Origin of the sequence: Nonomuraea salmonea (genome assembly GCF_042428605.1) — a bacterium.
GTDB classification, from domain to species: domain Bacteria; phylum Actinomycetota; class Actinomycetes; order Streptosporangiales; family Streptosporangiaceae; genus Nonomuraea; species Nonomuraea salmonea.
Genome location: NZ_JBHMCF010000061.1, coordinates 149162 through 162359 on the forward strand (window position 1 = coordinate 149162; position 13198 = coordinate 162359).

Below are 13198 nucleotides of genomic sequence, written 5' to 3' on the forward strand. Positions count from 1 at the left end.
GTCGATGCGGCGGCGTTCGTCCTCGAAGGCGGCCCTCCGGCCACGTGGGTCGTCGTGTTGGCGGAGCTGAAGCAGTTCCAGACCTCGGCTTGTGCGGGGGTGGGAAGGGCATCTCCGGGGCGTTCGTCAGGGCCTGCTTCTTCGGGGGAGGAGGAGCGGGGTCGCCAGCAGGAGGACGCCGGCCACGGCGATGGCGGGGCGGGGGCCGATGAGGCCGCCCAGCACGCCCCAGGCGGCAGTCAGCAGCGCGGTCGTGACCCTGGTCGTCACCGACCAGGCGGACAGCGTACGGGCGATGCGATCGGACGGGGTGCGGGCGAGCCGGTGGGTGCGAGGAGGGGGTTGAAGACGGCGCAGCAGAAGATCAGCCCGAGCTGGACGCCCATCACCAGCAGCAGCCCGCCGGTGCCGGGCCCGACGAAGGCCAGGCCCAGGGGCCAGAGCGCGCGCAGCGTCCCGGCCGCGACCATGACCCGGTGTGCCCCGTACCGGGCGGCGAGCGGCCTGGCCAGCCGCGCCCCGAGCAGCCCGCCGATCGCGGGCGCGGCGAAGGCGAGGCCGTACTGCCAGGACGTGAACCCGAGCGGGCCCAGCATCAGCACGGCGAGCAGCGCGTCCATGGCCATCAGCAGGCCGTTGAACAGGGCGGTGTTGAGGAAGAGCGGACGCAGCGCCGCGTCGGCGAGGATGAACCGCCACCCCTCCAGCAGGTCACGGGCTCGCGGCGCCGCACCCGGCCGGGGCTCCGGGCGCGGCTCGCCGCCGCCGGTCGCGCGCAGGCACAGGGCCGAGAGGAGGTGACTGACCGCGTCGGCCACCACCGTCGCCACCGGTCCGAGCAGGGCGATCGCGGCGCCGCCCAGGGGCGGGCCGGCGATCGTGGTCGTCCAGGTCGTCGACTCCAGGCGGGCGTTGGCGGCCAGCAGGTGCTCGGCCGGGAGCAGGGTCTTCAGGTACGCGCCTGAGGCCGCGCGGAAGGTGAGGTCGGCCGCCGCCACGACGACCGAGACCAGCAGGAGCTGGACGAAGGAGAGCACGCCCAGCGCGTACGCGGCAGGGATCGTCAGCAGGGCCGCGAACCGGACCAGATCGGTCCCGACCAGCACCGGCCGCTTGTGGCGGAACTCCACCCACGGCCCCAGCGGCACCGCCAGTGCCGCGCCCGCCAGCGCGCCCACCGAGGACAGCGCCGCGACCTGCGCCGGTCCCGCGTGCAGCACCTGGATCGCGATCAGCGGGAACGCGCCGAAGGCGAGCCACGTGCCGAGCGCGCTGGTGCCGTACGCGGCCCAGAACCACCTGAACTGTCGCATGACGCTCCTTGCTCGTTGGATGATCGCCAGCAGCAAAGCGCGTGCGGGACAGGAAGATCAAACAACTCCGGGTACAACGCTGGGTTGTACGGTGACGGCATGGACCTCGACGCCGTACGCACCTTCGTGACCGCCGCCGACGCGGGCCAGTTCCAGGAGGCCGCCGCCGAGCTGAGGGTCACCCAGCAGGCCGTCTCCAAGCGGATCGCCGCCCTGGAACGCGCCCTCGGCGTACGGCTGTTCATCCGCGCACCGCGCGGCGCCGAGCTCACCATCGACGGTCAGGCGTTCCTGCCGCACGCCCGCGAGTTGTTGCGGGCCGCCGAGCGAGCGGTCGCGTCCGTGCGCACCGGCCGCCGCCCGCTGCGCGTCGACATGCTCGCCTCGCGCAGCGCGGCGTCGGGCGTGATGCGGGCGTTCCATCGCGCGTACCCGGAGATCGAGCTGGACGTGGTGATGCTGTTCGGCATCGACGACGCCGTCGCCGCCATCAGGTCGGGCGCCATCGACGCGTCGTTCCGCGCCGTCACGATGCCGGGCCGGCCCCTGCCGGACGACGTGACGGCGGAACGCGTCCTCGACGAGCCGCTGCAGCTGCTCGTCGGCCCCGCCCACAAGCTGGCCGGCGCGAGATCGGTCACGGTCGCGCAGCTCGCCGGGCACCGGATCTGGATGCCGGGCATCGTCCCCGGCACCGAATGGGCCACCTTCTACGACGACCTCGTCGCGGAGTTCGGCCTGACCATCGAGGTGACCGGGCCCAACTTCGGCTCGGACGCGCTCCTCGACACCATCGCCGACACCCCGGCCCTGGCCACGTTCATGGGGGAGCGCACCCGCCTGGTCTGGCCCGAGGGCCACGGCCTGCGCCGCATCCCCGTCACCTGCCCCACCCCCGTCTACCCGCACGCGCTGCTGTGGCGCCGCGACGACCCCCACCCCGCGCTCGCCACCCTGCGCGCCTACCTCGCCACCACGGCGGCCGGCCAGGACACGGCCGGAACCTGGACGCCGAGCTGGGCGATCCCGCGCTGACTTCTCAGGGCGCGCCGAGGACGTCCGGGGTGACCAGGGCGCGGGCGGCGGCGGCGAAGTAGTCGTCGGAGGCGGCGTCGGCCAGGCCGAGGATGACGCCCTGGCTCAGCCCGACCAGCAGCGCCCGCAGCGCGGTGGCCAGCCGTTGCGCCTGCCGGGGCGTGAGGGTGCCGCCGTCATGGGAGCGGCCGGACAACAACCCGGTCAGGCGTTCCTCGTGGGCTCGTACGGAGGCGGCGAGCTTGGGCCGCAACTCGGGATCGCGCAGCGCGAGGTCCTGCAGGCTGATCTCGAACGATAGCCGGCGCAGCGCGTCGGGGTCGTCGCACGTGCGGCGGTAGTGGCGGGCGAAGACCTCCACCGCCTCGATCGCTCCGAGCGAGGGGGAGACCGCCTGCTCCAGGCCGTCGTAGTGCGGCGCCAGGTAGTCGGTGACCAGGGCGATCAGCAGGCCGTTCTTGCTGCCGAAGAGCGAGTAGACGGCGCCGGTGGTCAGTCCTGCCCGCTCGGCGATCTCGTCCAGCCTGGCCCGATGGCCGTCGCGGGCGACGAGGCGGTGCGCGGCCTCCAGCAGGGCCTGCCGGTTCCTGTCCTTGGCCTCCGCCCTCGTTTTTCTCATAATCCCATTATTACCGTAATCTCGTTACGAAAGTCAGCCGACGAGGAAGAAGTGCCACGTGGACATCACCTCCGCCATCGCCGCGGAACGTACGGAACTGGCGGCGCTCCTGGACGACCTGCCGCCCGAGCAGTGGGACGCGCCCACCCTGTGCGCGGGCTGGCGCGTACGGGAGGTCGCGGCGCACATGTCGATGGGCTTCCGCCACCCGCTGCCCAAGATGCTGTGGGAGCTGGTCAAGGCGGGCGGCGGCGTCAACAGAATGGCCGACCGGCGGGCCCGCCTCGACGCGGCCGCCATGTCCACGTCCGAGATGGCCGCCGCGCTCCGCGACAACGCCCGCCACCCCTGGCGGCCACCGGTCGGCGGCATCGCGGCGGCGCTCGGCCACGACGTCGTGCACGGCCTGGACATCACCGTCGCGCTCGGCCTCGGCCGCCGCGTCCCAGAAGAGCGCGTACGCCTCCTCCTGGAGCAGGTCACCCCCAGGACCGCGCGGTTCTTCGGCGCCGACCTCGGCGGTGTGCAGTTGCGCGCCGACGACCTCGACTGGTCCTTCGGCACCGGCGTCCCGCTGACCGGCTCGGCGCAGGACCTCCTCCTGCTGACCTACGGCCGCAAGCTGCCGCCCGGTCACCTGCGCGGCGAGGTGAGCGACCGCTACGTGGCCGCCTGAGCGTCGAAGGTCAGGAGCAGAGCCGGCGGGCCACGCGCAGGTCGGTGACGAGGATGTTGACCCAGCCGCCTTCGAGCGCCGCCCTGATCGCGGGCAGTTTCCGCAGGCCGCCCGCGACGGCGATGCGCCGCCCGACGGCGCCGAAGGAGGCGGTGTCGATGCCGATGACGCGCCGGTCGAGGTCTGAGGCGACGGGTTTGCCGGTGGCGTCGAAGAAGTGCAGGCAGACCTCGCCGACTCCGCCGACGGCGCGGAGCTCGTCGCGGTCGGTGTCCCTGACGGGCGCGGAGGCCGGCTCGCCGATGCCGACGAGGGCGACGGTCACCTCACGCCACTGCGCCTGCACCTCGGCCAGGTCGGGGTCCTGGAGCAGCGCCTCGCGCGTCGCGGCGGTGGCGACCAGGCCGGGCAGCGGCACGAAGACGGGGTGGGCGTAGGTGAGGTCGGCCAGGCGGGCGATGAGCCGGGTGGCGCGCACCTGGTCGCCGGCGGTGCCGACGCCGCCCACGAGCTGGATCACCCGGTCGGCGACCTGGACGTTCTTCTGCGGCAGGCGCTGCACCACCGCCTGCAGCGTCTGGCTCCACGCGGCGAGGCCGATCACGTCGCCGCCGGTGAAGGTGACGTCGAGGTAGGCGGCCGCCGCCGTCGCGAGTGAGGGGACGACGTCGTCCTGGTAGTCCTCGACGTCGACCACCACGGCGTCGCGCAGCGCGTAGCGGCGCTGCAGCTCCTCCTCCAGCTCGGTGTGCACGCCCTCGGGGAGCGTGACCACCGTGCGGACCAGGCCCCGCGTGACCGCCTCCTTCAGCAGGCGGGACACGCGCGGCTGGGAGAGGTGGAGCGCGGCGGCGATCTCCGGCTGGCGGATGCCCTGTTCGTGGTACATGCGGGCGACGCGGGCAAGGAGCCGCAGATGATCCTTGGAGACGTCGCCCACTCCATCCGAGTCCCGGACCACCGTACCCGCCCTTCACGCCGCTGATCGTCGCTCCAAGTTTAGGGGCGGGCGGGCGTGCGGTCGTGACGCCTACTTCCTGGCGAAGACCCCGAACTCGTCGGCGTTGCCGGCGGTGACCGGCTCGCAGTCGATCGCCTGCCTCTCCTCCTGGCCGGTGATGTGGCCGGCGGCGTCGAACGTCTCGGGCGCGGCGGCCACCGTGGTCATCCGGCGCTCCTCTCCTGCGCGGGTAGGGCTCTGCGGACGGCCTTGTGCCAGGCGCGCTTCCTGGCGCGGCGCTCCGCCTCGCCGAGCTCAGGCTCGTAGGTGTCGGCGGGCCTGGGCCGGCGTTCGAGCTCGCCGAGGGTCCAGAGGCCGGCCGTCAGCCCGGCGGCGTCGGCCGCGCCCAGCGCGGACAGGTCGTGCTCGCCCGAGCGGGCGACGACGCGTCCGCTCAGGTCGGCCTGGAGCCGCATCAGCCGGTCGCTGTGGGTGAGCCCGCCGTCCGTCATGAGCACGCGGACCTGCCCGACGGCCTGCTCGATCGCGGCCAGGACGTCCTCGATCTGGAAGGCGACCGCCTCCAGGGCGGCGGCGGCGAGCTGGGGGCGCCGGGTGCCCAGGGAGAAGCCGGTGATGACGGGGGTGGCGCCGGGGTCCCACCAGGGGGCGCCGAGCCCGCCGAAGGCGGGGACGAAGTGCACGCCGTCGGCGGACTCCGCCTCCTTGAGCAGCTCAGGGACGGGGACGCCGAACAGGTCGGCGAGCCAGCTCACCATCCGGCCGGTGGCGCGGATGTTGCCCTCGACGCACAGCGCGGGGCCGTCGCCGAGGTCCCAGGCGATGCTGCGGCACAGGCCCCGCACCTCGCCGACCTCGCCGACCTCGCCGGTCCGGCCGGTCCGGCCGGTCTGGCCGGTTCGGCCGGACCGGCTGATGGCCATCACCGACGAGCCGGTGCCGTACGTCGCCTTGACCACGCCCGGCCGCCACCCGGCGTGGGCGAACATCGCGGCGTGCGAGTCGCCCATGACCGCCAGCACCGGCACCCCGTCCGGCAGCGGCGCCAGCCCGCGGGCGGCGGGGAAGGCGGCGCACGAGGGCACCACCCGCGGCAGCACCTCGCGCGGCACGCCGAACAGCTCGAGCAGCCGGTCGTCCCAGTCGCCGGTGGCGACGTCGAGGAGCTGGGTGCGCGAGGCGTTGCCGGCCTCGATGAGGTGCTCGCCGCCGAAACGGCTGAGCAGCCACGAGTCGACCGTGCCCAGGCACAGCTCGCCTGCCCGCCGCCGGTCGGGGTCGTAGGTGTCGAGCAGCCAGCGCGCCTTGAGCGCGGAGAACATCGGATCGAGCGGCAGGCCGCTCACCGAGCGGACCAGCTCGGCGGCGCCGGCCAGCTCGTGGCAGCGGCCGGCGGTGCGCTGGTCCTGCCAGCTCAGCAGCGGCCCGACGGGCTCGCCGGTGCGGCGTTCCCAGAGCACCAGCGACTCGCGCTGGTTGCTGATCCCGATGCCCGCGACGCGTCCCGCGCCGGCGGGTGTGACGCACTCGGCGACCGCCCGCCGCACGCTCTGCCACAGCTCGGCCGGGTCCTGCTCCACCCAGCCGGGGCGCGGCTGCGACTCGGACAGGGGAGCGACCGCGCGGGAGACGACCCGGCCGCGCGCGTCTACCAGGAGCGCCTTGGTAGAGCTTGTGCCCTGGTCGACGGCCAGGATGAGCGGATCAGCCATGGCGCAGCAGGCTCCGTGCGGCATCGGCGATGCCCTCAGGCGACATGCCGTAGCGGTCGAGCAGGTACGCCGCCGAGCCGGTCGGCGCGAACTCGGGGATGCCGAGGATCGCGACCCGGGCCGGATGGTGCTGGACGACGGTCTCGGCGACGGCGCCTCCGAGGCCGCCGGCGATGGTCGACTCCTCGATCGTCACGATGCCGGCGGTCTCCCGCGCCGCGGCCACGACCGCCTCCGTGTCCAGGGGCTTGACCGTCGGCATCGACAGCACCCGGGCCGAGACGCCCTCGGCTTCCAGCCGTTCCGCGGCGACCAGCGCCCGCCACAGCACGGTGCCGTTGGCGATCAGCGTGACGTCTCCGCCGTCGCGCAGGGTGACCGCCCTGCCGGGGACGAAGGCGTAGTCGTCGGGGTTGACCTGCGGCACGCTCATGCGGCTGACCCGGACGAACACCGGCCCTTCGACGGCGGCGGCCCAGCGCAGCGCGGCGCTGGTCTCGACCGGGTCGGACGGGACGATGACGGTGAGGTTGGCGATGGCCCGCAGCCAGGCGATGTCCTCGATGGAATGGTGCGTCGGTCCCAGCTCGCCGTAGGCGACGCCGGGGCTCATGCCGCACAGCTTGACGTTGTGGTTGGAGTAGGCGACGTCCGCCTTGATCTGCTCCAGCGCGCGGGCGGTGAGGAAGCAGGAGGCGGCGGAGACGAACGGGATGCGCCCGCCGTTGGCCAGCCCGGCGGCCACGCCGACCATGTCCTGCTCGGCGATCCCGACGTTGATCAGCCGGTCGGGGAACGACCGGCGGAAGCCGGCCAGCTTGCTGGAGCCGACCGAGTCGTTGACCACGCCGACGATCCGCTGGTCGGCGCCGGCCAGCTCGGACAGGGTCGCGACGTAGGCGTCCCTGCAGTCGAAGCGGGGCAGGTCGGCGACCGAGGTGCGCGGCATCAATGCTCCTTCTCCAGCTCGCTCAGCGCCTGCCGGTACTGCGCCTCGTCCGGCACCTTGTGGTGCCAGGCGACGTTGCCGCTCATGAACGAGATCGGATGTCCCTTGTTGGTGTGGGCGATCACGAACGTGGGCCTGCCCGGCCGGTACGGCACCGACGACAGCACGTCCAGCAGCTCTCCGTGGTCGTGCCCGTTGACCTCGGCCACGGCCAGGCCGAACGCGGCCGCCTTGTCCGCGAGCGGGTCGAGGTCGTTGGTCTCCTTGACGGTGGCGCCCTGCTGGAGCCGGTTGCGGTCGACGATGACGGTGAGGCGTTCGAGCTGGTGCTGGGAGGCGGCCATCATCGCCTCCCAGTTGCTGCCCTCCTGCAGCTCACCGTCGCCGACCAGCACGTACGTCCGGCGCAGCGACACGTCCAGCTTGGCCGACAGCGCGTGCCCCACGGCCACCGGCAGGCCGTGCCCGAGCGGCCCCGTGTTGGCTTCCACCGCGGCGACCTTCGTGCGGTTGGGATGCCCGTTCAGCGCCGACAGCGGTTGCAGGAACGTCGCCAGCTCGGCCACCGGCAGGAAGCCGAACGCCGCCAGCGTGGTGTAGAGCGCGCCCGCGACGTGCCCCTTGCTGAGGATGAAGCGGTCGCGCTCGGGGTCGGCGACCCGTTCCGGGCTGATGTCCAGCACCGCCCCGTACAGGGTGGTCAGGATGTCGATGGCGGAGAAGTCGCCGCCGATGTGCCCCGCTCCCGTGTGGTGGATGAGCTTGAGGTCCTGGATCCTGATCTGCCTGGCCGCCTCGGCGAGATGCGCGATCTGCTCCGCGCGGCCGGCGCGCCGGTCCACCCTGCCGAACACCGGCAGCGTGACCTGGCCGCGCACGGCCTCGGCGAGGTCGGTCATGCCTCCTCCAGGCCCGCCATCGAGGTCAGCAGCGCGTTCTGGACGAGCCGCTGGGCGGCCAGCGCGTCGTGCGCGGCCTGTGCCTGGGCGAGCGCCTCGTCGTCCAGGACGCCGAGCGCGCGGTCGATCGCCTTCAGGAAGCGGATGGCCTGCTTGGCGGCCTGGACGCTGTCCTCGCGGAAGGGGAACTGGTCGAGCTGCCAGACGCCGTCCCAGTTGTTCCTGCGCAGCGTGTGGAAGAACTCGAACGTCTCCACCAGGTGCACCGAGCCGACGACCATGTCGTCGTCCCAGCCGCGCATGTTGTCGTTGACGTCGATGGCGAACAGCCGGCCGTGGTCGATGGCGAGCTGGGCGGCGTCGGCCGGGGTCTCCTGGCCGTAGAGCGAGTGGCCGAAGTCGAGCAGGATGCCCAGGTTGGGCAGGCCGATGCGCTCGATGCCGAGCAGCGTGCGGGCCACGCCCGGGAAGATGATCTTCACGCGGGGCTCGCGCGGCTTGTACTCGATCACATAGTTGATCTCGGGGTGCGCGGAGCACAGCTCGGTCAGGCCGTCGAGGGCGAGCTGCCAGACGTCGTGGTAGTTCACCTGGAACGGGTAGTCCCAGCCGTCCTGGCCCGGCCACAGCTTCACGTACGAGCAGCCCAGCTCCAGGGCCACCTCGGTGGCGTCGTGCATCAACGCGATGGCCTTCTTGCGCACGGCCGGATCGGGGTTGGTGAACGAGCCCTTGACGAAGTCGCGCGTATAGATCTCAGGGGTGATCGCGATCGCGCTCAAATGGTTCGTGGCCAGGGCGGCCTTGACGTCGTCCAAAGTGCCGTCGAACCCGGCGAACGGCCAGTTCAAGTCCACCACCGACAGCTCGCCCACGGCTCCCGCCCGGTCGATCTGCTCCAGCAGCCCGACCGGCGGCCCGTAGCCGTCGGTGGCGTAACGGTCCTTGTAGGTGGCGAAGTGCCAGATACCCGCGCCGAAGGTCGGCATGGTCATCACTCCCTTATCCCTTGGTGGCGCCGGCGGTGAGGCCGGCGACGATCCACCGCTGCAGCAGCGTGTACGCGATGAGGATGGGCACGACCGCGATGAGGATCCCCGCGGCCAGGCCGGTGTTGTTGTTGGAGAACTGGCCCTGGAAGTTGAGCAGCCCGACGGGCAGGGTCTTGTTGGCGTCGGAGTTCAGCAGGATCAGGGCGAACAAGAACTCGTTCCAGGTGGCCACGGCGTCCAGGATCAGCACCGTGACCAGGGCGGGCGCCGACAGCGGGAGCACGATCCGCCAGAAGATCCGCCAGTCGCCCGCGCCGTCCACCCGCGCCGCCTCCACGATCTCGTCCGGGAGCCGGCGGAAGAACGACTGCAGGACGAGCACCTCGAACGGGATGCCGAAGGCGAGGTAGGGGCCGATCAGGCCGAGCACGCTGTCGGTCGCGCCGGTGGTCTTCATCATGATGAACACCGGCACGATCGCGATGTAGATGGGGATCGTCAGGCCGAGGAAGACCGTGAACATCACGGTCCTGCGGAACTTCATCCGCAGCTTCGCCAGCGCGAACCCGAGCATCGCCGAGATCAGCACGCCCAGCGGCACCTTCAGGATCAGCAGCAGGGCGCTGTTGCGGTAAGTGGTGGCGAAGTCGCCGATGTCCCATGCGTCGGCGAAGTTCGCCCACGTGAACTCCGACGGCCAGGCCAGCGGGCCGTTGCCGATGAAGTCGGCCAGCGGCCGGACCGCGGTCACGACCAGCAGCGCGAGCGGCGAGATCCAGAACACGGCCGCCGCGGCCAGCACGACGGTCAGCGCGAGACCGCCCTTGCCCTTCTTCTTCGCCGGCGGCGCCGCCGGGGCGACGGCCCGCGCCGCCGGCGCGGAGACGATCGAGGTCATGCCGTGGGCTCCCTCGTCTGGGACCGGACGTACGGGATGCCGACCGCGATCGCCACCAGGGTGATCACGACGGCGATCGCCGTGCCGTAGCCGGTCTGGTAGTACTGGAAGACGTTGGCGTACATCCAGGTCCCCATCACCTGGGTGGCCGTGCCAGGACCGCCGTACGTCATGGCGTAGACCAGGTCGAAGACCTTGAACGAGTCGATCAGCGACAGCGCCAGCACGATGTAGTGGGCCGAGCGCAGGCCCGGCATGGTGACGTGCCAGAACTGCTCCCAGCGGCCGGCCCCGTCCACGCGCGCGGCCTCGTACAGCTGGCCCGGGATGCCCTGGAGGGCGGCCAGGTAGAGCAGCATCGGGAAGCCCGTGCGCAGCCACACCGCCGGCACCATCACCGCCCACAGTGCGGTGGAGTCCTGCCCGAGCCAGGGCTGGGCCAGGCCGCCGAGGCCGATGACCTCCAGGAAGGAGTTGATGGCGCCGTGCTGGGGGTTGTAGAGCCAGCCCCAGATCGAGGCGATCGACACCAGCGGCAGCACGCCGGGCGCGTAGAAGATCAGGCGCAGCACGGGCTTGCCCCGCACCTTGCCGTTCAGCAGCAGCGCCAGCGCCAGGCCGAGCGTCACGGGCACGACGATCGTGACCACGGACCACAGGAGGTTGTTCCTGGCCGCGGTGAGCACCACGGGGTCGCTCAGCATCTGGGCGTAGTTGTCCAGGCCGACGAGGTTGTAGCCGGGGCTGAGGCCGTCCCAGTCGGTGAAGCTGAACCACAGCGACGACGCGGCCGGATAGATGAGGAAGATCAGGTAGACGGCGAGCGCGGGGATGGCGAACAGCCAGGGCCGCCAGCTCCCTTTGCTGCTCCCTCTCTGGGGGGTCACGGTGGTCATGAGCCGTCCCTGATCAGTTGCGGGCCCATGCGGAGACGATCTCCTGCATCTTCCTGGCCGCCTCGGCCGGCGGCGTCTTGCCCTGCAGCAGGTCGCTCTGCACGCTGAAGTACTGGTCCGACTGCTGCTTGGGGAACGCCTGGTCCTGGATCGTGTAGAAGGGACTGTCGCCGTACTTCTCGCCCCACTCCGCCGACAGCGGCAGCTCGGCGGCGTCGGGCTCGGCGCCCTTCACGGTGGACGAGGTGACCTGCATGGCCTTCTGGCTGTCCGGCTTGAGCAGGAAGTCCAGCAGCGCCGCGGCCCTGTCCTTGTTTCCCCTCGCGTTGACCATGTAGCCCTCGACGAAGCCGGAGTGGCGGGCCGGGGTCTGGTCCGTGGGCAGCTGGAAGGTCCCGAACTGCTCGGGCTTCTTCTTGGCCGCCAGGATGGCCGACACCTCCGTCCACTGGCCCTCGATGTCGTAGGCGACCTTGCCCTGGACGTACCAGGTGCCGACGTCCGCCGGGTCGAGGCCCAGCGCGCCCTCGGGCAGCCACTTCTGGTCCTGCCACTTCTTGAACAGGGTGAACGCCCCGACGACCTCCGGCCGGTCCCAGCTCTCCTGGCCCAGCAGCAGCTTGTCGTGCAGCTCGGGTCCCGCCGTGTGCTCCAGGAGGTATTCGAACAGGCGCATGATGTGCCAGCCGTACTTGCCGCCCAGCCCGCACGGGGTGATGCCGGCGGCGACGAGCCGCTCGTTCATCTCCTCCAGCTCGGCGTACGACGTGGGCGGGGCCTCGACCCCGGCCTTGGCCAGCAGTTCCTTGTTGTACCAGGCGCCCAGCCCGCGCGCCACGAACGGCACGCCCGCCTTGACGCCGTCGAACGTCATGCCCGCGATCGCCGCGGTGTTGAGCGTCGCGTCCCAGCCGTACTTCTGGTAGTAGGGCGTGAGGTCGGCGGCCTGCTTGGCCTTGGCGAAGGGCGCGCCGAGCTGCCCGCCCCAGATCCGCCAGAGGTCGGGGCCGCTGCCGCCGAGCAGCTCGGTCCGCAGCTTGTCGGGGAACTGGGCGGCGCCTGAGCCGGGCAGGTTGTCGACCGTGGTGGTGGTGCCGTTCTGCTCGTCGAACTTCTTGACCTGCGCCTTGATCAGGCCGATATTGGCGTCGTCGTCGTAGGTGAACAGGCGCAGCTTGTCGGACGGAGTGGCCGCCGTGGTGCCGCCGCCGACCGAGGCGCCGGTGCAGGCGCTGACGGCGAGTCCGGTCACCGCGACGGACGACAGGGCGAGGAATCCGCGGCGGGTGTACGAGGTGGGGGTCATGTCGGATCTCCCTTGTGCAGCAGGACCTAGGGGCGGGTTCCGCCGAAGGCCCGGATCTTGGCGAACATGTCCGCCAGCAGGAAGCGCACGTCGACCTCCTCGCAGACCCGGATCGGGTGGTTCGAGCCGGGCAGGTAGGAGCCGTCGGCGCCGAAGCGGGGAGCGGGCCGTACGCGCAGGTTGCCGCTCTGCGGGAAGAGCATCAGCGCGATCGCCGGGGAGTCGCCCAGGGAACGGGACTCGATCGGCCCGGGATGGTGGGTGGCGTTCCACTCGCGGAGCTGGTCGATCAGGTAGCGGCCCAGCGGTCCCGCAGCGCCGATCTTCTCCTCCAGCTCGGCGTAGCTCACCGAGACCTTGGTGTAGACCTCGCGGGGCACCTGCCACAGCGTGATGCCGGAGCCGAACACCACGTTGGCGGCGTGGATGTCGTTGGAGAGGTTGAACTCGACCTGGGCGCCCTCGTCGTAGCCGCGGTACCCGGGCCCGCCGATCCAGATCACGACCACGGGACGGCTGACGAGCTCGGGGTCCAGCAGGATCGCGCTGGCCATGTCGGTCAGCGGGCCGAGGAAGGACACGTAGAGCGGGTCGTCCTCGCTCGCGAGCTTCGACTCCTCGATGATCAGCCGGGCGCCGGGGGAGTCCACCGGGGTCCGCTCGTCCGGCAGGGCGGTCGCGGCGCCGTTCGCCACGGGGACGGAGCCGGTCATCTTGAGCAGGTCGAGCAGGAGGTCGATCTCCTCGCGCGACTCCTCCATGCTGCGCGGCGAGCGCCGGGTGCCGAAGTGGGCCGGAATCAGTCCTCGAACGTCGAAGGTGGGGGACAGGAGGCCGTGCACGATGGCGAACTGGTCGTCGGCCTCGTTCTTGGCGTCCGTGTTGATGATGACTCTGCGCTGGCGCATCGCAGTCTCCCGGTAGTGCATAATTATGCGGTAG

15 protein-coding genes are annotated in these 13198 nt (G+C 71.6%); 2 read left to right on the forward strand and 13 right to left on the reverse strand.

What is annotated here, in order from left to right; all coding sequences use genetic code 11:
* Positions 1-126: 126 nt before the first annotated feature.
* Both ACFFR3_RS48100 and ACFFR3_RS48105 read right to left on the reverse strand, forming a co-directional pair.
* Positions 127-270 (reverse strand): hypothetical protein, encoded by a 144-nt coding sequence (locus ACFFR3_RS48100; RefSeq protein ID WP_345406257.1) that lies wholly within the window; start codon positions 268-270, stop codon positions 127-129.
* Positions 267-1313, reverse strand: coding sequence for an MFS transporter (locus tag ACFFR3_RS48105; RefSeq protein ID WP_345406260.1), 1047 nt, complete (start codon positions 1311-1313; stop codon positions 267-269). Before ACFFR3_RS48105 ends, ACFFR3_RS48100 begins: the two co-directional genes overlap by 4 nt.
* Positions 1314-1412: 99 nt before the next feature.
* Here ACFFR3_RS48105 and ACFFR3_RS48110 point away from each other — a divergent pair, with 99 nt between their 5' ends.
* Positions 1413-2348 (forward strand): LysR family transcriptional regulator, encoded by a 936-nt coding sequence (locus ACFFR3_RS48110; RefSeq protein ID WP_364571947.1) that lies wholly within the window; start codon positions 1413-1415, stop codon positions 2346-2348.
* 4 nt (positions 2349-2352) lie between these two features.
* Here ACFFR3_RS48110 and ACFFR3_RS48115 read toward each other — a convergent pair whose 3' ends face one another.
* A complete protein-coding gene (locus ACFFR3_RS48115; RefSeq protein ID WP_364374959.1) occupies positions 2353-2967 on the reverse strand; it encodes a TetR/AcrR family transcriptional regulator in 615 nt (204 codons plus the stop codon).
* Positions 2968-3025: 58 nt separating this feature from the next.
* Between ACFFR3_RS48115 and ACFFR3_RS48120 the strand changes: the two genes are divergently transcribed.
* The gene (locus tag ACFFR3_RS48120) at positions 3026-3643 is read left to right on the forward strand and encodes a maleylpyruvate isomerase family mycothiol-dependent enzyme (protein ID WP_345406269.1); all 618 of its coding nucleotides are present in this window, start codon (positions 3026-3028) and stop codon (positions 3641-3643) included.
* Between the two features lie 10 nt (positions 3644-3653).
* Here the strand turns inward: ACFFR3_RS48120 and ACFFR3_RS48125 are convergent, their stop codons facing one another.
* From ACFFR3_RS48125 to ACFFR3_RS48170, 10 genes are all read right to left on the reverse strand, one after another.
* The gene (locus ACFFR3_RS48125; RefSeq protein ID WP_345406273.1) at positions 3654-4604 is read right to left on the reverse strand and encodes a sugar-binding transcriptional regulator; all 951 of its coding nucleotides are present in this window, start codon (positions 4602-4604) and stop codon (positions 3654-3656) included.
* A gap of 69 nt (positions 4605-4673) precedes the next feature.
* Positions 4674-4811: a hypothetical protein gene (locus ACFFR3_RS48130; RefSeq protein ID WP_345406276.1), complete on the reverse strand. Its 138-nt coding sequence runs from the start codon at positions 4809-4811 to the stop codon at positions 4674-4676.
* Positions 4808-6316 carry an FGGY family carbohydrate kinase gene (locus ACFFR3_RS48135; protein WP_379485369.1) on the reverse strand — a complete coding sequence of 503 codons (1509 nt, stop codon included), beginning with the start codon at positions 6314-6316 and terminating at the stop codon, positions 4808-4810. The genes ACFFR3_RS48130 and ACFFR3_RS48135 overlap by 4 nt, the downstream gene beginning before the upstream one ends.
* Positions 6309-7265 (reverse strand): transketolase family protein, encoded by a 957-nt coding sequence (locus ACFFR3_RS48140; protein ID WP_345406279.1) that lies wholly within the window; start codon positions 7263-7265, stop codon positions 6309-6311. Before ACFFR3_RS48140 ends, ACFFR3_RS48135 begins: the two co-directional genes overlap by 8 nt.
* Positions 7265-8164 (reverse strand): transketolase, encoded by a 900-nt coding sequence (locus ACFFR3_RS48145; RefSeq protein ID WP_345406282.1) that lies wholly within the window; start codon positions 8162-8164, stop codon positions 7265-7267. Before ACFFR3_RS48145 ends, ACFFR3_RS48140 begins: the two co-directional genes overlap by 1 nt.
* Complete coding sequence (locus ACFFR3_RS48150) at positions 8161-9159, reverse strand: sugar phosphate isomerase/epimerase family protein (protein WP_345406285.1); 999 nt, start codon at positions 9157-9159, stop codon at positions 8161-8163. The genes ACFFR3_RS48145 and ACFFR3_RS48150 overlap by 4 nt, the downstream gene beginning before the upstream one ends.
* Positions 9160-9166: 7 nt before the next feature.
* Complete coding sequence (locus ACFFR3_RS48155; RefSeq protein ID WP_364374980.1) at positions 9167-10054, reverse strand: carbohydrate ABC transporter permease; 888 nt, start codon at positions 10052-10054, stop codon at positions 9167-9169.
* Positions 10051-10950: a carbohydrate ABC transporter permease gene (locus tag ACFFR3_RS48160; protein WP_364374983.1), complete on the reverse strand. Its 900-nt coding sequence runs from the start codon at positions 10948-10950 to the stop codon at positions 10051-10053. The genes ACFFR3_RS48155 and ACFFR3_RS48160 overlap by 4 nt, the downstream gene beginning before the upstream one ends.
* Positions 10951-10963: 13 nt before the next feature.
* On the reverse strand, positions 10964-12256 hold the full coding sequence (locus tag ACFFR3_RS48165) for an ABC transporter substrate-binding protein (protein WP_379485370.1): 1293 nt from the start codon (positions 12254-12256) through the stop codon (positions 10964-10966).
* Between the two features lie 26 nt (positions 12257-12282).
* Positions 12283-13164, reverse strand: coding sequence for a nucleoside hydrolase (locus tag ACFFR3_RS48170; RefSeq protein WP_379485371.1), 882 nt, complete (start codon positions 13162-13164; stop codon positions 12283-12285).
* Positions 13165-13198: the final 34 nt, after the last annotated feature.